Origin of the sequence: Bradyrhizobium sp. CCGUVB1N3 (assembly GCF_024199925.1) — a bacterium.
Lineage (GTDB): Bacteria > Pseudomonadota > Alphaproteobacteria > Rhizobiales > Xanthobacteraceae > Bradyrhizobium.
Genome location: NZ_JANADR010000001.1, coordinates 2311159 through 2328027 on the forward strand (window position 1 = coordinate 2311159; position 16869 = coordinate 2328027).

The 16869-nt window shown below is 67.6% G+C and carries 17 protein-coding genes and 2 riboswitches; of the genes, 2 read left to right on the top strand and 15 right to left on the bottom strand.

What is annotated here, in order from left to right:
• Positions 1-4 precede the first annotated feature (4 nt).
• From cobT to cbiE, 8 genes are all read right to left on the bottom strand, one after another.
• Positions 5-1063, bottom strand: coding sequence for a nicotinate-nucleotide--dimethylbenzimidazole phosphoribosyltransferase (gene cobT / locus NLM33_RS11015; RefSeq protein ID WP_254096069.1), 1059 nt, complete (start codon positions 1061-1063; stop codon positions 5-7).
• 31 nt (positions 1064-1094) lie between these two features.
• On the bottom strand, positions 1095-1844 hold the full coding sequence (gene cobF, locus NLM33_RS11020; protein WP_254096070.1) for a precorrin-6A synthase (deacetylating): 750 nt from the start codon (positions 1842-1844) through the stop codon (positions 1095-1097).
• A gap of 39 nt (positions 1845-1883) precedes the next feature.
• Positions 1884-2567, bottom strand: coding sequence for an energy-coupling factor ABC transporter permease (locus NLM33_RS11025; RefSeq protein WP_254096071.1), 684 nt, complete (start codon positions 2565-2567; stop codon positions 1884-1886).
• A gap of 36 nt (positions 2568-2603) precedes the next feature.
• Positions 2604-2824, bottom strand: a riboswitch (cobalamin riboswitch).
• Positions 2825-2872: 48 nt separating this feature from the next.
• A complete protein-coding gene (gene cobA, locus NLM33_RS11030) occupies positions 2873-3601 on the bottom strand; it encodes a uroporphyrinogen-III C-methyltransferase (RefSeq protein ID WP_254096072.1) in 729 nt (242 codons plus the stop codon).
• Positions 3598-4908, bottom strand: a complete 1311-nt coding sequence (locus NLM33_RS11035; RefSeq protein WP_254096073.1) for a cobyrinate a,c-diamide synthase — start codon at positions 4906-4908, stop codon at positions 3598-3600. The genes cobA and NLM33_RS11035 overlap by 4 nt, the downstream gene beginning before the upstream one ends.
• Positions 4908-5690: a precorrin-4 C(11)-methyltransferase gene (cobM, locus tag NLM33_RS11040; RefSeq protein ID WP_254096074.1), complete on the bottom strand. Its 783-nt coding sequence runs from the start codon at positions 5688-5690 to the stop codon at positions 4908-4910. Before cobM ends, NLM33_RS11035 begins: the two co-directional genes overlap by 1 nt.
• A complete protein-coding gene (locus NLM33_RS11045; protein WP_254096075.1) occupies positions 5687-6055 on the bottom strand; it encodes a cobalamin biosynthesis protein in 369 nt (122 codons plus the stop codon). Before NLM33_RS11045 ends, cobM begins: the two co-directional genes overlap by 4 nt.
• Positions 6052-7233, bottom strand: coding sequence for a precorrin-6y C5,15-methyltransferase (decarboxylating) subunit CbiE (cbiE, locus tag NLM33_RS11050; RefSeq protein ID WP_254096076.1), 1182 nt, complete (start codon positions 7231-7233; stop codon positions 6052-6054). The genes NLM33_RS11045 and cbiE overlap by 4 nt, the downstream gene beginning before the upstream one ends.
• Between cbiE and NLM33_RS11055 the strand changes: the two genes are divergently transcribed.
• A complete protein-coding gene (locus NLM33_RS11055; protein WP_254096077.1) occupies positions 7232-7978 on the top strand; it encodes a cobalt-precorrin-6A reductase in 747 nt (248 codons plus the stop codon). The two genes, cbiE and NLM33_RS11055, sit on opposite strands and share 2 nt — an antisense overlap.
• Here NLM33_RS11055 and cobJ read toward each other — a convergent pair.
• Genes cobJ through NLM33_RS11090 form a run of 7 tightly spaced genes read right to left on the bottom strand, consistent with a single transcriptional unit; the run spans position 7954 to position 15876 of the window.
• Positions 7954-8688, bottom strand: coding sequence for a precorrin-3B C(17)-methyltransferase (gene cobJ, locus NLM33_RS11060; protein WP_254096078.1), 735 nt, complete (start codon positions 8686-8688; stop codon positions 7954-7956). The genes NLM33_RS11055 and cobJ overlap by 25 nt on opposite strands.
• A complete protein-coding gene (locus NLM33_RS11065) occupies positions 8685-9416 on the bottom strand; it encodes a precorrin-2 C(20)-methyltransferase (RefSeq protein ID WP_254096079.1) in 732 nt (243 codons plus the stop codon). The genes cobJ and NLM33_RS11065 overlap by 4 nt, the downstream gene beginning before the upstream one ends.
• Before the next feature lie 2 nt (positions 9417-9418).
• Positions 9419-10048, bottom strand: a complete 630-nt coding sequence (locus NLM33_RS11070) for a precorrin-8X methylmutase (protein WP_254096080.1) — start codon at positions 10046-10048, stop codon at positions 9419-9421.
• A complete protein-coding gene (cobG, locus tag NLM33_RS11075; RefSeq protein WP_254096081.1) occupies positions 10048-11211 on the bottom strand; it encodes a precorrin-3B synthase in 1164 nt (387 codons plus the stop codon). The genes NLM33_RS11070 and cobG overlap by 1 nt, the downstream gene beginning before the upstream one ends.
• On the bottom strand, positions 11208-14456 hold the full coding sequence (gene cobN, locus NLM33_RS11080) for a cobaltochelatase subunit CobN (RefSeq protein WP_254096082.1): 3249 nt from the start codon (positions 14454-14456) through the stop codon (positions 11208-11210). The genes cobG and cobN overlap by 4 nt, the downstream gene beginning before the upstream one ends.
• Positions 14456-15505 (bottom strand): cobalamin biosynthesis protein CobW, encoded by a 1050-nt coding sequence (gene cobW, locus NLM33_RS11085; RefSeq protein ID WP_254096083.1) that lies wholly within the window; start codon positions 15503-15505, stop codon positions 14456-14458. The genes cobN and cobW overlap by 1 nt, the downstream gene beginning before the upstream one ends.
• Positions 15502-15876, bottom strand: coding sequence for a DUF1636 domain-containing protein (locus NLM33_RS11090; RefSeq protein WP_254096084.1), 375 nt, complete (start codon positions 15874-15876; stop codon positions 15502-15504). The genes cobW and NLM33_RS11090 overlap by 4 nt, the downstream gene beginning before the upstream one ends.
• 93 nt (positions 15877-15969) lie before the next feature.
• Positions 15970-16191: riboswitch (cobalamin riboswitch) on the bottom strand.
• A 40-nt stretch (positions 16192-16231) separates the two neighbouring features.
• Here NLM33_RS11090 and cobO point away from each other — a divergent pair.
• Positions 16232-16867: a cob(I)yrinic acid a,c-diamide adenosyltransferase gene (gene cobO / locus NLM33_RS11095; RefSeq protein ID WP_254096085.1), complete on the top strand. Its 636-nt coding sequence runs from the start codon at positions 16232-16234 to the stop codon at positions 16865-16867.
• Positions 16868-16869: the final 2 nt, after the last annotated feature.

Sequence of the window (16869 nt, forward strand, 5' to 3'; positions counted from 1 at the left end):
CCTATCAAGCCGGACGATCCGGAACATTGGCCTGCGCGAATGTCGCCATGCCATTGTGCAGGGCGCAGGCAAGCCGCACCAGCGGCAGCGCGATCGCGGCACCCGATCCCTCCCCGAGCCTGAGATCGAGGCTGACCAGCGGCTGAACGTTGAGCGCACGAAGCACCAGGCGATGGCCCTGCTCCGCCGACTGGTGCGACGGCAGCAGGAACGGCTGGCATGACGGATTGAGGCGCATGGCCGCCAGCGCGGCAACCGACACGATGAAGCCGTCGATCAGCGTTGGGATGCGCCGCTGCGCCGCCGCGATGATCGCGCCACAGATCGCCGCGATTTCGAGGCCGCCGACCGTGCGGAGCGTTTGCTCGGGCGATGCACTCGCCTTCGTCAGGCCATGCCGCGCAAGCGCAGCGTCGATCACGCGCGCCTTGCGTGCACGCCCGGCGGCATCGACACCGGTGCCGCTGCCGGCGATCTCGTCGGCGCTCACGCCAAGCAGGCTCGCCGCGATCGCCGCCGACGTCGTGGTATTGCCGATGCCCATCTCGCCGAGGATGAGGAGATCAGGCTGCTTCGCCGCCGCGCGCGCCACCGCGCGCTGTCCGCATTCGAACGCAAATGCCAGCTCCGCCGGCTCCAGCGCAGCTTCCACGCTGAAATCGCGGGTGCCGCAGCGCGGCTTGTCCGCGACGATCCCCGCGACCTCCGACTGCGCCAGCGAGCCGGCATCGACGACCTCGAGACTTGAGCCCAGTTCACGCGCCAGCACCGAGATCGCAGCGCCGCCCGCTGCGAAGTTCGACATCATCGCGATCGTGACTTCCTGCGGATAGGCCGAGACACCCTGGGCAACGATGCCGTGATCGCCGGCAAACACGATGATCGGCACGCGCGCGGCGCGCGGCTGCTCCGTCTCCTGCAGACCCGCAAGGTCGATCGCGACCTGCTCGAGCCGGCCGAGCGCGCCAGTCGGCTTGGTCAATTGCGCCTGCCGCGCCACCGCGGCCTCGCGGTGCGCGGTGGAGATACCCGGGCATTTCTCGTAGACCCAATTGGGGAGCATGTCGTCCTCCGTTCACACGACCGCGGTCGCGTCACGCACTGCGTTTGAGAATGTAGCTGTCCATGATCCAGCCGTGCCGTTCGCGCGCCTCCTGGCGTAGCGCGACGATGCGCGGGCCGATCTCGGCCAACGCACCCGACATGACGACCTGGTCGGGCATGCCGAGATAGGCGCCCCACCAGATCTGCAGGCCTTCCGGATCGAGCGACTGAAACGCCGTGCCGCCGTCGAGCATCACCACCACGGTGTCGGCGCCTTGCGGCCAGCCGCCTTCGCGCAGTCGCCGCCCTGTCGTCACCAGGAAAGGCTCGCCGATATCGTTCAGCGGCAGCGCATGCGCCGCGCATAGCGCCTGGATCGAGGTGATGCCGGGGACGACTTCGATCGCGGGCGAAGGATCAAGCCGTCGCGCGATCCGCAAAGAGGAGTCATAGAGCGACGGATCGCCCCAGATCAGCAGCGCAACGCGGCCATCACGTCCGAGATGGGCCGCGATCGCCTCCGACCACGTCGCCGCGACCGCATCATGCCAGTCATCGACGCCCTTGCGGTAGTCGGCCTCGCCGGCGTCACGCACCGGCAGGTCGAACTCCGCGATACGCGTCTCTTTGCTGGTGAGCACATCGGCGCAAATCATCCGCCGCAGGTCGGCGAGATCGGACTTCTGCGTCCCCTTGCGCGGAATCAGGACAAGGTCGGCCGCGTTGATGGCACGGATCGCGGCGAGCGTGAGCTGCTCGGGATCGCCGCAACCGATACCTATCAGGGAGAGCGTGAGCATCACGAGTGTGAAGGGCGACCATGACGGCCGCCCTTCAAATCATCCCTGCGCCGCGTTGTGCAGGCGCGGGGTGACGAGGCCGGGCGCGGTAACGCCGCGCAGCGACTTCGCCAGCGCCAGCACCGCGAGATCGGCGAGCGGCTCGATCACGATGACCAGCGCATAGGATGCGGCAAAGGTCGCGATGTTGGCGAGGTTCGCAGCACCAAAGCCCGCGCCGTAGATGGCCCAGAACGCAACCCAGGCGATGATGCCGGACTGATACGCCGTCGAGAGCGCCAGCGCCTGACGATACTGCAGGTCGACATAGGCCGTGTTGCGGGGAATGATGCGGGTCGCGAGCGCCTGGATGGCGAACAGCGGCACCAGCAGCGTGGTGACGTTCATGCCGTATTGCGGCAGGTCGGTCGGCACGAAGAACAGGCCTTGCAGCAACAGGCCGAGCGCCAGTCCCAAGGCCGCCGGCGCTGCGCCGAACAGCAGGAACAAGGTCGAACCGAGAATGAAGTGCACCTCGGACACCCCGACCGGGAAGTGCGGCAGGATTTCGAAGAAAGTGAAGACCAGCGCGGTCGTGGCAGCCGTCCGTACCGCAAACGAGCTGATGCCCTGCTCGCGCACGGTCTCGGCCGCGAGCTTCAGCGCGACGCCGCCGGCGGCGATGCCGGTTGCGTAACTCAACACGAGCTTGGCGCCCGTCACGATTCCCGGTTCGATATGCATGGTTCAAGTCCTTCCTGCCGTCACACCCGACGGCCTTGGCGTCCAAACGTGCAGGGCCGGTCTCCTGGCTCGCGGATCGAAGGGGATCTCCGGCCTTCCCGGGCCTTGCGGCCCAGTGGCGGATCGGAGGCCCTCACCGCTTACAGTCGCGGGGGCGGCTGGGGTTTGGGGCGCCGCAACTGGGTCCGCCCACCCCCATTCCCGATTATGCTCCGGCGCTTTGCGCCGCATCGAGCACCATGCCCCTCTTGTGTGCCTCTTTCGCAAGCCGGGCGTCAAGGGTGGAACGACGGCTGCGGACATCATCACGACGATTCTCCCGCCAGCGCGCCAAACAGGATGACGGCGGCCGTGGTCGCGGGCGCGGCCTGCGCGAGTTCTTCGGCGAGTTTCGCGATGGTCGTGCGGACCAGCCGCTCATCGGCGCGGCCCAGGGATTCCGCAAACAGCGCCGGGGTTTCCGGCGAAAGACCTTGCGCGATCAGCTTCGAGGCCAGGGCCGGAAACGTGCGCCGGCCCATATAGACCACCGTCGTGGCATCCGGATCGGCCAGCGCCGCCCAGTTCAGATTTTGCGGAAGCTGCCCGGTCACATCGGCCCCGGTCACGAACTGCACCCGGCGCGCGGTGTTCCGCCGGGTCAGGGGAATGCCGGCTTGGGCCGCCGCAACGCAGGCCGAGGTGACGCCGGGCACGATCTCGTAGCCGATCCCGGCCGCCCGAAGCGTCTCGATCTCCTCCTCGAGCCGGCCGAAGATGCCGGCATCGCCGGATTTCAGCCGCACCACGCGCGCGCCGGTCGCGGCATAATCGACCAGCAGGCGGTTGACGTGCTGCTGCTTGGTCGAGGGCCGGCCGGCGCGTTTTCCGACTGCCACGAGATTGGCGCCGGGCCGGGCAAGCTCGAGGATCGCGCCGGAGGCGAGATCGTCATAGAGCACGACGTCGGCCTCGCGCAGCCGCGCGGCGCCCTTGAGCGTCAAGAGCTCGGGATCGCCGGGACCGGCGGAGATGAAGGAGACGAAGCCGCTCACCGGTCCTCCGCAATCAGGTGAAAGAAAGTCCCTGTCGCATGTCCGCGTCGCGATCCGGTCTCCGCGACGGTCGCCCCTGTCGCGTCACGCACGATTGCAAGCGGCGTATCGGGCTGCGCGAGAATCGTCGAATAGTGGAATTCATGACCGCGCAGGCGGACGCCCGGATGATGGCCCGGCATCGGTGCCGCGAGCTCGGCCAGCCGATAGCCGAGATGCATACGACGCTTGGCAAAGCTCGTCTCCAGACCCAACAGGCCAAGCATCTCGTGCCGCGCACCATCGGCGTCGGTCAAGGCCGCGCCCATCACCATGTAGCCGCCGCATTCGCCATGGACCGGCCGCGTCTCGGCGAATGCGCGCAAGTGCTCGCGAAAGCGCGCATTCGCGGCGAGCCGGCCGGCGTGCAATTCGGGGTAGCCGCCGGGCAGCCAGCAGATATCGGCGCTCGGATCAGGTCCTTCGTCGGCGAGTGGCGAGAACGGCAGGATCTCCGCACCGGCGGCGCGCCAGGCCTCCAGCATATGCGGATAGACGAAGGAGAATGCGGCATCGCGCGCCAGCGCAATGCGCTGGCCTGGCGGCGTGACGTTGAGCCTATTCGTGGCTGGACGCGCCGACCATGCCGACGCCGCGCCCAGAACGGCATCGAGATCGACATGCGAGCTGACGAAACGCGCAGCCTCGGCGATCAGGGCGCCGATCTCCGCCTGCTCCTCGGCCTGCACCAGGCCGAGATGCCGCTTCGGCAGGCTGATCTCGGCATGGCGCGGCAGCGCGCCGAACACGGCAATGCCGGCATCATTCAATGCGCGTCGCACCAGATCCTCATGTCGCGGGCTCGCGACGCGATTGAGCACGACGCCGGCAAGCCGCACACCGGCGCGAAAATCGCGCAGTCCCGCGGCAATCGCGGCGGCCGTCTGGGCCTGGCCGGACGGATCGATCACCAGGAGCACCGGCCAGCCCATCATCTCCGCGAGGTCGGCCGTCGCCCCCGTCCCCGAGACACCGCGCGCAGCGACGCCGTCGAACAGGCCCATCGAGCCCTCGGCCAGTACGAGATCGGCGTTCGCACCACGGCTGACGAAATGTTCAATGGTCGCGCGATCCATCGCCCAGCTATCGATGTTGACCGAGGGGCGTCCCGTGGCGGCCGCATGAAAGGCAGGATCGATATAGTCGGGGCCGCTCTTGAAGCACTGCACACTGAGTCCGCGATCGCGATAGGCGCGTGCGAGCGCCAGCGTCAGCGTCGTCTTGCCGACGCCAGAAGCCGGCGCCGAGATGACGAGACCTGCCGCCATCACGATGCCTCCGGAAAGCGCGGCGCAGGACCAACCGGCCGGTAGCGGCGGTCGTAGTCGGCCGCATAAAGGCGGCTCTCGGAAAACTCCTCCGAGCCGAGTGTTTTGCCGACCAGGATGAGCGCGGTGCGCTCGAGCTCGGCGCCGACGGCCGCATCGAGCGTGGCGAGCGTCGCGCGCACGATGCGCTGGTCCGGCCAGCTCGCGCGCCAGACGATCGCCACCGGGCAGTCCGCGCCATAATGCGGCGTCAGCTCGGCGACGACCTTGTCGAGCAGATGGATCGAGAGATGGATTGCGAGCACCGCGCCGGTCGTGGCAAAGGCGGCGAGCTTCTCGCCCTCGGGCATCGCGCTCGCGCGCCCCGGTGTGCGCGTTAGCACCACCGATTGCGCAAGCCCCGGCAGCGTCAGCTCGGCCTCCAGCGCTGCGGCTGCAGCGGAGAACGAAGGCACGCCGGGCGTGACGGTGAAGGGAATGCCGAGCGCGCGCAGGCGGCGCAATTGCTCACCCATCGCCGACCAGATCGACAGGTCGCCCGAATGCAGCCGCGCTACATCCTTCCCTTTCGCATGCGCGTTGGCGATCTCGGCGATGATCTCGTCGAGCGACAGCGGCGCCGTGTTGACGATCCGCGCGCCCTTCGGGCAATGCGCCAGAACGCCTTCGGGCACGAGCGAGCCCGCATAGAGGCACACTGGTGAGGCCGCGATCAGGTCGCGCCCGCGCAAGGTGAGGAGATCGGCGGCGCCCGGCCCTGCCCCAATGAAATGCACGGTCATTCGCCGTCTCCTTCCGCAATCGCCGCCGTCGCGGTCCGGTCCTGCGAGACCACGCGCGTCGCAATCAGCCGCGCGTCGCGGCCCGCTGCTGCGAGCGCGACGGCTTCCGCCACCGATCCGGTACCGAATTTTTCCTGGATGAGCTCTGACTGCGTCGGCGTCGCGATGCCGGCGAGCATGTCGGCGGAAATGGCCTTGATCGGCACGTTGAATTCGCCCGCCAGCAACTTCAGCGCCGCGCTGTCCGCCTTGTCGCTGACCGTTGCAACGGCCGTGAGACCTTCCACGCCGCCCGCGGCGAGAAGGGCCTCGCGCAGCGCGGCGAGGCTAACGTCGTGCTTGAAGCCGAGCCCTGCGACCTTCATCGCACCACGCTCCATTGCACGACCGGCCGCGCCGCCTCCCAGGAACGATAGCGCCCCAACGGACCCGCATGTGCGATCTCGACCCGCATCAATTCGCCGCCATGGCGCTGGTTCAGCTCCACCAGCAACGTTTCCGTCTCCAGCGTCACGGCATGAGCAACCAGCCGCGTGCCCGTGGCAATTCGCGACCAGACGGCATCGAACATCGCGGCGTCGAGGCCGCCGCCGATGAACACGGCATCAGGCGTCTCCAGGCCCGCCGTTGCGCCGGGCGCAACTCCCACGACCACCGCGATCCGGTGCGCCAATCCAAAAGAAGCGGCGTTGCTGCGGATGTTCGCGGCGCGATCCGCGCGCGCCTCGACCGCAATCGCCGCGCCGCCGCACAAGGCCCATTCGACCGAGATCGAGCCGGAGCCCGCGCCGATGTCCCAGAGCCGTTCGCCCGGCCGCGGCGCCAGCGCGGACAAGGCCAGCGCACGTATCGGCCGCTTGGTGATCTGGCCGTCATGCGCGAAGAGATCGTCCGCAAGCCCCGAGCTGCGCGCAATGCCCCGCGATCCCCTCGCCTCCAGCGCGACGGTGACCGGGCCGTCGCCGGATTCCGCCGCGAAGCTGTTTGCACGATGCGCTCTGACGTTTTCGCGCGGGCCGCCGAGCGCCGTGAGCACCCACAGCTTTGAAGCACCCCAGCCTCGTTCCGTCAGCCAGCTCGCGAGATCGCCGGCCGCCTTGCCGTCGCGCACGAGGCAAATGACGCGCGTGCTATTTGCGAGATGCGGCACCAGGCGCTCGAACGGCGCGGCGTGCAATCCGAGACAGACAACATTCTCCAACCGCCAGCCCAACCTCGCCGCGGCGAGCGAGAACGTCGACGGCGCGGAATGCGCGATCCACTCACCCGCCTCCAGCCTCTCGGCGAGGCTCGCGCCGGCGCCGTGCCAGAATGGATCGCCGGACGCAAGCACCGCGGTGGGCCGGCCGCGGCAGCCCAGCACGACATCTGCATCGAACGGCACTGGCCACGGGCGACCACGATCGGTTATGCCTGCCAGCGCAAGATGGCGCTCGCCGCCGAACACGGTCTCGGCCCTGGCAAGCGCCTTTCGGCTTGCCTCGGAGAGGCCAGCGAGGCCATCTTCGCCGATACCGATGATGGTCAGCCAGGGATCAGCCATGACGCGCGCCCTCATTCTGGGCGGAACGAGTGATGCGAATACGCTCGCCGCGGAGATCGCGCGCGCCGGCGTCGATGCGATCTATTCCTACGGCGGCCGCACCCGCGCGCCCGCCGGACAGCCGCTGCCGATCCGCGCTGGCGGCTTTGGCGGCGTGAGCGGACTTGCGAATTACATCCGGCAAGAGGGCATCACGCATGTCGTCGACGCCACCCATCCCTTTGCAGCGGAGATGAGCCGCAACGCGGTCACGGCCTGTACGGAAACGGAGACGCCCCTGATCGCGCTCGAGCGTGCGCCCTGGGCTAAAGCCCCTGGTGATCACTGGATCGAGGTCGCGGATCTCGCTGCCGCGGTCGCGGCCCTGCCCGAGACGCCGGCGCACGTCTTCCTCGCGATCGGCCGCCAGCATATCGCCCCGTTCGGCGAGAAACCGCAGCATGCCTATACGCTCAGGTTCGTGGATCCGCCCGAGGGCGCGCTGCCGTTCGAAGCCGAAATCATCGTATCGCGCGGCCCGTTCACCTTCGAGGACGAACTGGAGCTGCTGCGATCGCGCCGTATCGCATGGATCATCGCCCGCAATTCCGGCGGCGATGGCGCTCGCGCCAAGATCGACGCGGCACGCGCGCTCGGCTTGCCCGTCATCATGATCGCCCGGCCGCAACTGCCCGAGCGGCTGCAGGTGGAGAGTGTGGCCGAGGTCTTGGCGTGGCTCGGTCATGGTGCCTGCCTCGGCGCATAGACCCAGCGGCCGACACGGCGCGTCAGCGAATTGCCGACGATGACGAGCGTGCGCATGTCCGCCATCTCAGGCGTCGCCTCGTTCAGCGTGACCGTCTCGATCCGCTCGTCCGGCGCACTGATCGCGCGGGCGAAGATCACCAGACGCTCGCCGCAGCCGGCCTCCTTCAACACCGCGAGCGCGCGGCGAAAGCCTTCCGGCCGGCTCGCCGAGCGCGGATTGTAGAGCGCCATCGCGAAATCGGCCTCGGCAGCGAGCCGCAGGCGCTTTTCGATCGCCGCCCACGGCTTCAGATTGTCGGAGAGATTGATCGCGCAGAAATCATGGCCGAGCGGCGCGCCCGCGCGCGCCGCCGCGGCCAGCATTGCGGTCACACCGGGTAGCACGCGGATCGGAAGCTCTCGCCATTGCGGGGCTTGTTCAAGCGCCTCGAACACGGCCGACGCCATCGCGAACACGCCGGGATCTCCCGAGGACACCACGACGACCTGCCGTCCTTCGGACGCAAGCCGCAGGGCTTCGCTCGCGCGCTGAAGCTCCACGCGATTGTCGGATGGATGCAGCGTGAGCCCATCACGGGGAGAGACGCGCGCGACATAGGGCGCGTAGCCCACCACGTCGGTCGCAGCCGCGAGCACTGCGGAGACTTCCGGCGTCACCAGCGCCTCGTCTCCGGGCCCAAGTCCCGCAATGGTCAGCGTTCCCGTCATTCGCCGGCGTCCATGCGCCGTCCCCGCCCATGTACCAGCACGATCGCAAAATAAGGGCAGTCGGATTCGTCCGTCTCGGCGAGCCGCGCGACACGCTCGCCCGGCATGGTGCCACGCTCGACCAGCCAGGCATCGTCCAGCCTGCCGGCGGAGGCGAGCGCACGGCGTACCTTCTGCAAATTGCGCCCGGTCTTCATGATCACGAGCGCATCGGAATTGCACATGCGCTGCTCAAGCTCGCTCTCCGCGAGCGTGCCCATCAGGACCGTCGTCACGTCGTCGCCGAGCGCGATCGGCTGGCCGACCGCGTTCCAGCAGCCGGCCATGCCGGGAATGCCCGCGATCACCTCGATCTCGACGCGCCCCTGCAGGCGTGCGTGCAGATGCATGAAGGAGCCATAGAAGTAAGGATCGCCCTCGCAGAGCACGACGACGTCGACCGCGCGCGCCAGCCGCGCCAGCCGCTCGACCCACTCATCGTAGAATCCGGCGAGCAGGCGCACATATTCCGGGCTGTCGAAGGCAATCTCCGTCGTGACCGGATATTCCATCGGATACTCGGTGACATCGGCCGCAAGCATGCCCTCGACGATGCGCCGCGCCTGGCCTGGACGGCCTCTCTTGCGGAAATAGGCAACATGCCTGGCCGCGCGCACCTCGCGATCGGCGCGCACGCTCATCAGGTCGGGATCGCCAGGCCCAAGGCCGCAGCAGATGATACGCCCCATCTCTATTCGCTCCGGCTCGCCAGCGCATTCACGGCGGCAACGGTGATCGCCGAGCCACCGAGGCGTCCCGCGACAGTCAATGCCGGCGCCGGCGGATTCGCCATCAAGGCCGCCTTGGATTCGGCCGCTCCGACGAAGCCGACCGGACAGCCGATAATCGCCGCCGGCCGTGGACAATTTTCGTCCTCCAGCATGTTGAGCAGGTGGAACAACGCGGTCGGCGCGTTGCCGATCGCGACGATCGCGCCTTCGAGATGCGGCCGCCAGAGTTCGAGCGCCGCCGCCGAACGCGTGTTGCGCATGGATCGGGCCAGCGCGGGCACGGCGGGATCGCCGAGCGTGCAGATCACGGCATTGTTCGCCGGCAGCCGTGCGCGCGTGATTCCTTCCGACACCATGCGCGCATCGCACAGGATCGGCGCGCCGTTCTCGAGGGCGGCGCGCGCCGCACGTGCCATGCCCGGCGTAAAGCGAATATGGGCCTCGAGCCCCACCATCCCGGCGGCATGAATCATGCGCACGGCGACCTGCTCCTCGTCCGCCGTGAAGCGCGCGAGGTCCGCCTCCGCCCGGATGGTCGCAAAGGATTGCCGATAGATCGTCGCGCCGTCGGTCTCATAGATGTGCGGCATCAGCGCCCTCCCATCAGCACGGAGGGATCTTTGACGATCTCGGCGCCGCTCAGTCCGCGCAGCACCGGCATATCGCGTGTCGAGCCAAAGCGGACAAGGTCAAATCCGTCGCGGGTTGCAACCAGCGTGAGCGCGGCCGGTCCGGAATGCGCACAACCCTTGGCGCAACCGGAAACGTGAAGCCGCGCATCGGGCGCGATATGCGGCGCGAGCGCAGCCGCAAGCGCGCGCGTATCGGCATGCGCCTCGCGGCAGCGCGGCGCGCCACTGCAGGCAATCACGCGCAGCGCCGGGTCGTCGGCCTCGGTGATGAAGCCCTCGCCGCCTGGCATCTCGCGCGCTCCCTCCACCAAAATCATCCGCCACGGCGTCATGCGCAGCGCCGGCGCGCAGGACGCGAGATGAGTGAGCGCCGCATGCGGCAACTGCCCGAACGCAACACCAACCATCGCACCATGCGGATGAAGGCCGGGACGTGGCCCAACCGCCACTGCTGCAGGCTCGGCGTCGCCGCGCAAGCCCTCAGGCAACTTCGCGCCGGTGGCGATAAGCGTCGCCATACGCCCTCGCCCGCCCTTGGCTCCGCCGGACGCCACGAACCAATTTGCCAACGCCAGCACGTTGCTCACGACTTCTCCGCGCGTGACGGAGCGGCCGAGTTCCGCGCCATCGGCACGCAGCAGGAGTCCGCCGGTGCCATCCCGCTCGATCCGGATGTCAGCGGATGCACCCATCAGCACGCGCTCTCTCCCGTCGTCGATAGCGAAGCCAAACTTGGTTGGAAGGTCGAGCGCGCCGTCAGCAAGAGCCTGCTCGAGATCGCCAGCGAGCAGGCAGCTCTCGTCGCCCACGTTCCAGAACGGAGTCACCAGGATATTGCGCCGCGACTCCGTCTCCGGATCGGGATCGAGCAGACCGAGTTGCGCGAGCCCATTGAGAACAGGCAGATGGCCTTGATCGCTCACGCCCCTGATCTGGAGATTGGCCCGGCTGGTCACGTCGATCAGTCCATTGCCATAGCGCGCGGCAAGCTCCGCAATGCCTGCCGCCTGCTTCGCCTCCAGCCGGCCGCCATGCGGGCGCACGCGCACCACGAGACCGTCGCCCGACAGCATCGGCCGCAGCGCGCCGGGACACCAGCCCTTGATCGCGACCGCGCTCATGAGGCCTCCTTCAGCGCCGCCGCAATCGAATTGCGGCGCGTCTTCCAGAGCGAGGCTTCATGCAGCCGGATGAAGCAGGTTTCCATCGCGGCCAAGGCGACCGGATTCTCCCGCGCCATGAATGCGCGAACCTCGTCATTGCCGAGGGTCGCGTCATAATAGAGATCGAACAGATGCGGCGGCACGGCACCGGCGAGATGCGCGAATGCGGCCATGTGCTCCAGCGTCGCGGTGATCTCGGCCGCGCCGCGAAAACCGTGACGCATCATGCCGGCGATCCAATCCGGGTTCGCGGCGCGGGCGCGGACGACGCGCGAAATCTCTTCCGTCAGCGCGCGTGCCTGTGGCTGGTCGGGGCGCGTCGCGTCGAGGTGATAGAGCGACGGCGCGGCCGCACCTAACTTTGCCGCCGCAGCCGCAACGCCTGCTTCATGCGCGGCATAGTCGGCGGCGAGCAGCAGGTCTGTCTCGGGGAGGTCCTGCACATGGACAAAGGCGTCGGCGGCGGCGAGCCGCGTTTCGATGCCGGCGCGATCGGGCCGGATCTCGCCATCTGATGACAACGCCCAGGATGATGCCGACAGCCAGGCCTCGCCGGCCGCCTCTCGCGAGCTCTCCGTGAAGACATCCGGTATCGAGGACAGGCCGACGCCATATTGCCCGGGACGCGGCCCGAACACGCGCGCGGCGCGCATGCGATAGGGATTTTCGTCGCCCTCGTCCTCGCGCGCCGAGAGTGCCTCGCTGGCTGCCTCGAACAATTGCGCGAGGCCCGAGAAGACGTCGCGGAACAGGCCGGACACGCGCAGCGTGACGTCGATGCGGGGACGGCCGAGCTCGGCCGGCGCGATGATGTCGTAGCCGGTCACGCGCCCTGATGCGTGATCCCAGCACGGCGCGAGGCCGGCAAGATGCAGCGCCATCGCGAACTCCTCGCCGGCAGTGCGCATGGTCGCGGACCCCCAGAGATCGACGACGAGCCCTTTCGGCCAGTCGCCATGATCCTGCAAGTGGCGGCGCAAGAGTTCCTCGGCGAGCTTGATGCCTTGCGCATGCGCCGACGGCGTCGGCACGGCGCGGGGATCGACGGCAAACAAATTGCGCCCTGTCGGCAGCACGTCCCGCCGCCCGCGATACGGCGAGCCAGCGGGCCCGGGCGCGACGCGGCGGCCGGACAACGCCGCGATGAGTGCGTCTCTCTCCCCTTCGCCGCAAGTCCCCCGGCCGAAGACATGCAGGCCATCGCCGAACTGGCTTTCCTTGAGATCGCAGACGAAGCGATCGATGCGTGGAATCGCCTCCGCGGGCGCAGCCGATGCGGCAAGACCGAGATCGGCGTCGAGGCCGGCGGCGCGCGCCTCGTCGCGGATATCGGCGATCAGGCGCTGCCGGCGCGCGGGATCAAGGCCGTCGGCGGTCGAATATTCGTCGAGCAGTTGCTCGAGCCGGCGCAAGCCCTCCGGCACTAAGGACTTCGCCAGCGGTGGTGGCAGATGGCCAATCGTCACCGCACCGGTGCGTCGCTTGGCCTGCGCCGCCTCGCCGGGATCGTTGACGATGAAGGGATAGATGACAGGCAGATCGCCGATCAGCGCCTCGGGCCAGCAGAGCGGCGACAGCGCCACGGATTTCCCCGGCAGCCATTCCAGCGTGCCATGCGCGCCCATATGCACGACGGCATCGATGCCCTGCTGCCGGAGCCAGAGATAGAACGCGACATAGGCATGCCGCGGCGTGCGCGAGAGATCGTGATAGTCGGCGTCACGGTGACGGACCTCACCGCGCTCCGGCTGCACCGCGATGATCGCCTTGCCGCTTCTGATCGCCGCGAAATGAAATTCGCCGCCGCGGCAGCTTGGATCGTCCTCCGGCACCCCCCAGGCGCGCGCCAGATCATCCTGGAGCGCCCGCGGCAGCCGAGAGAGCGCCGCGCGATAATCGGCGACGCTCCATGTCAATTCCTGCTTGAGCAAGACGTCGCCGAGCGCGCACGCTGGCGCGATATCGAAGCCAGCATCGTCGAGATCGGAGATCAGTGTTTCCACCGAGGCAAGCGCATCGAGCCCGACCGCATGTGCGATCTGGTGCGGTCGACCGGGATAGTTGGAGAGCACGATCGCCAGCCGCTTCTCACTTGCCGGCTTCTCCGCGAGCCGCTGCCAGGCCGCCACGCGCGCAACGACGGCCGCAACACGCTCGTCATCGGGCCGATGCGCGAGGTGCGCGAACTGCAGATCGCTATCGCACTCGGCGGCCGACTTGAAGCTCACCACGCCTGCAAACACCCGGCCGTCGACCTCCGGCAACACGACGTGCATCGCGAGATCGCCCGACGAGAGTCCGCGCAACGATTCGGCCCAACTCTCGCGGCGTGCCGTGGAGAGCGCGACCTGGAAGACCGGGCACGATGCGGCATCGAACGGCGTCGTGCCGTCATCGCCAAGCGCGGAGAACGCGGTCGCATTGACGATAGCCGCGGGCGGATGCTGCGCAAACTGCGCGCGCAGCCAATCGGCGACGCCCGGCGCCTTCAGCGACGTGACGAACACGCCATAGGCATCAAATCCGTTCTCCCGCAGTGCTGCGATCAGCGCATCGACCGGCGCCATGTCCGCAGCCGTGAGATAAGAGCGATAGAAGGTAACGAGCGCGCGAGGTCTTCCGTCGGGATCGGGCAGCGACCCGACAACACCGTGCCCCGGCTCGTAGAAACCGATCTCGGGGACCTCGATTTCACCAACCACCGGCCCGGCATAGAGACCCGAGGCCAGCGCAAGCTGCGCGATCGCGGCTTGTGCGGCGACCGGTCCGCCCTTGTCGCAGAGCACTTTCAGCCTTCTGAGCGTCGAGACCGGCAAGGTCGAGAACGCATCCAGCCGCTCATCGTCGCGGCCATCCGCCGGCAACACGGCAAGCGCGATGCCGCGATCCTTCGCCAGTTGCTGGAGGGCCGCAAGCCCATACGCCCAATAGGACTCGCCGCCGATCAGGCGCACCAAAATGCCGCGCGCTCGCGACAGCGTCCGCTCGATATAGGTGTCGACCGACAGCGGATGACGGAGCTCGGCAAGATTGGCGAGCCGCAGCGACGGCAGGCTAGCGCGCCCCCGCCGCCAGCCGGCCGCGAACGCAGCGAGATCGGAATCCGAGAACGAGAGCACCACGAGATCGGCCGGGTCCTGGCCGATGTCCCTTGGCGTCGCGGTCTCCTCCAGACCACGGCTCTCGCGGAAGACGACGTGCATCAGATACCAAGCCCTGATATTCCGAGTCCTGCCTTGATCGCGGCCTCGTCGATATCGCCGTGCTCGCCGATCACGACCAGCTTGGATTGCCTGGGACGCACGCCCCAGGGCTGATCGAACTGATGCCGCACGCGCTCGCCGACCGATTGCAGCAAGAGCCGCATCGGCTTGCCCTTGACCGCGATATAGCCTTTTGCGCGCAGCACGTTCTGCTCGCGCGCCAGCCGCTGCACCGAGGCGATCAGCGCCTCGACGTCGACGACCTCAGGCAGATCGATCACGACGGAGTTGAAATCATTGTGCTCGTGCTCGTCCTCACCGTCGTGATGCGAGGGGCGCGCGGCGAGATCGTCTTCGGCCGCCGCTTCCAGGCCGAGGATCACGCGCAGATCGACCGCACCGTCGACCACCGGCAGCATCGGCACGGGACGCGGCATCTCAGCCGCGATCGCCGCCTTGGCTGCTTCGAGCCCCGCCGCGCCTGCAAGGTCAGCCTTGGTGAGCAGCACGATATCGGCGCAGGCGATCTGGTCCTCGAACACCTCCGACAGCGGCGTCTCGTGATCGAGATTCTCATCCGCCGCGCGTTGCGCTTCCACCGCATCCGGATCCGGCGCGAAGCGTCCGGCTGCGACCGCCTCGGCATCAGCCAGCGCGATCACGCCGTCAACCGTGATCCGCGAGCGGATCTCCGGCCAGTCGAACGCTTTCAGCAGCGGCTTCGGCAGCGCCAGCCCCGATGTCTCGATCAGGATGTGGTCTGGCCTCACCCGGCGCGCGAGCAGTTGCTCCATCGCCGGAATGAAATCGTCGGCGACGGTGCAGCAGATGCATCCATTGGCGAGCTCGACGATGTTTTCTTCCGGACAATTGGCGTCCGCACAGGATTTCAGGATCTCGCCGTCGACGCCTTCGCTGCCGAACTCGTTGACGAGCACCGCGAGCTTCTTGCCGTTGGCATTGCTGATCAGGTGCTGGATCAGCGTCGTCTTGCCTGATCCCAGAAAGCCCGTGACGACCGTGACCGGGACTTTTGCGAGCGTATTCATTCGGCGGCCTCCGGCACGACGGCGATGGGGGGAATGCGGGCAAGCGATTGCTTGCGGAAGATTTCGGGACGGCTGCGCCAGGGCACGATGCCGTCGGGCGCCGCCGCGTAAGCCGAAGCGCCTGCGATCACGTCGTTCGCGTTGGCTTCCGACAGGCGCCCGTAGACATAGGACCATCGACCGGGCGCGCTGAGCGCGACCGAGCAGCCCTGGCTGCAGGCCGACAGGCATTCGACGGGAACCAAATTGACATCGTCAGGCACGCCGGCGTCGAGGATCGCGGCATGCAGCCGCGCGCCGGGCGTGGTTTCGCCTTCGCCCAGCGTCTGGCCAGCGCGGCAAGTGATGCAAACGTGAAGTGTGACGGCCATCGCCCCTTCCAGGATATCTGCGGGAGGCGATGAGGCGCACGAACCGCTCGAGGAGAGGATCCGTTTCCCCGTCGCGGAACACCCCGTCCGCCGGTCCAAAACATTCGCGCTGGCAGGTCTCCCGGCTTGCGGAGCAGGGTTTTATCCCTTCGATCCCCGCCTTCCCGATCCCCTTGGGGATCAGTGGCTTCGGGCATCTCTCCGGTCACGGTCGCGGGGGCGGCTGCTTTTCGAACACGAATCTTGCCGATTCGAGCCCTATCGCATTCCCTCTTCGCCTGTCGTAGGACAGGAACCAACGCTGGCCCACCATTTGCCCATGGCCGCCACTTGTCAAGCCGAAGGACCATTTCAGATGACGCCTGAACCGGATACCCCAGCGGTGCAAGACACCGACGCCCGGCATGCCACGAAAATGGCGAAGAAGAAGGTTGCCCGCGACAAGATCATGGCGACCAAGAGCGGCGAGAAGGGGCTGATCATCGTCCATACCGGCGCGGGCAAGGGCAAATCCTCCTCCGCCTTCGGCATGATCGTTCGCTGTGTCGCGCATGGCTTCCCTTGCGCGGTGGTCCAGTTCATCAAGGGCGCGTGGGATACCGGCGAGCGGCGGCTGCTCACCGGGCATTTTGGCGATCTCTGCCAGTTCCACGCCATGGGCGAAGGCTTTACCTGGGAGACGCAGGACCGTACCCGCGACATCGCCGCGGCGAAGGCCGGCTGGGTGAAGGCCAAGGAGCTGATATCGGACGAACGCCTGCGCATGGTCGTGCTCGACGAAATCAACATCGCGCTGCGCTACGATTATCTCGACATCGCCGAGGTCGTCGACTTCCTGAAGACGCAGAAGCCGCCGCTGACGCATGTCGTCCTCACCGGGCGCAACGCCAAGGACGAGCTGATCGAGATCGCCGATCTCGTCACCGAGATGACGCTGGTGAAACATCCGTTCCGCTCCGGCATCAAGGCGCAAGCCGGCGTCGAGTTCTGAGA

What these genes read in the sequence shown, in the direction of transcription:
- cobM (WP_254096074.1), bottom strand. Translation starts at nt 5,690, where the DNA reads ATGACCGTGCATTTCATTGGGGCAGGGCCGGGCGCCGCCGATCTCCTC.
- NLM33_RS11090 (WP_254096084.1), bottom strand. Translation starts at nt 15,876, where the DNA reads ATGGCCGTCACACTTCACGTTTGCATCACTTGCCGCGCTGGCCAGACG.
- cobW (WP_254096083.1), bottom strand. Translation starts at nt 15,505, where the DNA reads ATGAATACGCTCGCAAAAGTCCCGGTCACGGTCGTCACGGGCTTTCTG.
- cobN (WP_254096082.1), bottom strand. Translation starts at nt 14,456, where the DNA reads ATGCACGTCGTCTTCCGCGAGAGCCGTGGTCTGGAGGAGACCGCGACG.
- NLM33_RS11055 (WP_254096077.1), top strand. Translation starts at nt 7,232, where the DNA reads ATGACGCGCGCCCTCATTCTGGGCGGAACGAGTGATGCGAATACGCTC.
- NLM33_RS11025 (WP_254096071.1), bottom strand. Translation starts at nt 2,567, where the DNA reads ATGCATATCGAACCGGGAATCGTGACGGGCGCCAAGCTCGTGTTGAGT.
- NLM33_RS11045 (WP_254096075.1), bottom strand. Translation starts at nt 6,055, where the DNA reads ATGAAGGTCGCAGGGCTCGGCTTCAAGCACGACGTTAGCCTCGCCGCG.
- NLM33_RS11070 (WP_254096080.1), bottom strand. Translation starts at nt 10,048, where the DNA reads ATGCCGCACATCTATGAGACCGACGGCGCGACGATCTATCGGCAATCC.
- cobO (WP_254096085.1), top strand. Translation starts at nt 16,232, where the DNA reads ATGACGCCTGAACCGGATACCCCAGCGGTGCAAGACACCGACGCCCGG.
- cobT (WP_254096069.1), bottom strand. Translation starts at nt 1,063, where the DNA reads ATGCTCCCCAATTGGGTCTACGAGAAATGCCCGGGTATCTCCACCGCG.
- cobG (WP_254096081.1), bottom strand. Translation starts at nt 11,211, where the DNA reads ATGAGCGCGGTCGCGATCAAGGGCTGGTGTCCCGGCGCGCTGCGGCCG.
- cobJ (WP_254096078.1), bottom strand. Translation starts at nt 8,688, where the DNA reads ATGACGGGAACGCTGACCATTGCGGGACTTGGGCCCGGAGACGAGGCG.
- cbiE (WP_254096076.1), bottom strand. Translation starts at nt 7,233, where the DNA reads ATGGCTGATCCCTGGCTGACCATCATCGGTATCGGCGAAGATGGCCTC.
- cobF (WP_254096070.1), bottom strand. Translation starts at nt 1,844, where the DNA reads ATGCTCACGCTCTCCCTGATAGGTATCGGTTGCGGCGATCCCGAGCAG.
- NLM33_RS11065 (WP_254096079.1), bottom strand. Translation starts at nt 9,416, where the DNA reads ATGGGGCGTATCATCTGCTGCGGCCTTGGGCCTGGCGATCCCGACCTG.
- NLM33_RS11035 (WP_254096073.1), bottom strand. Translation starts at nt 4,908, where the DNA reads ATGGCGGCAGGTCTCGTCATCTCGGCGCCGGCTTCTGGCGTCGGCAAG.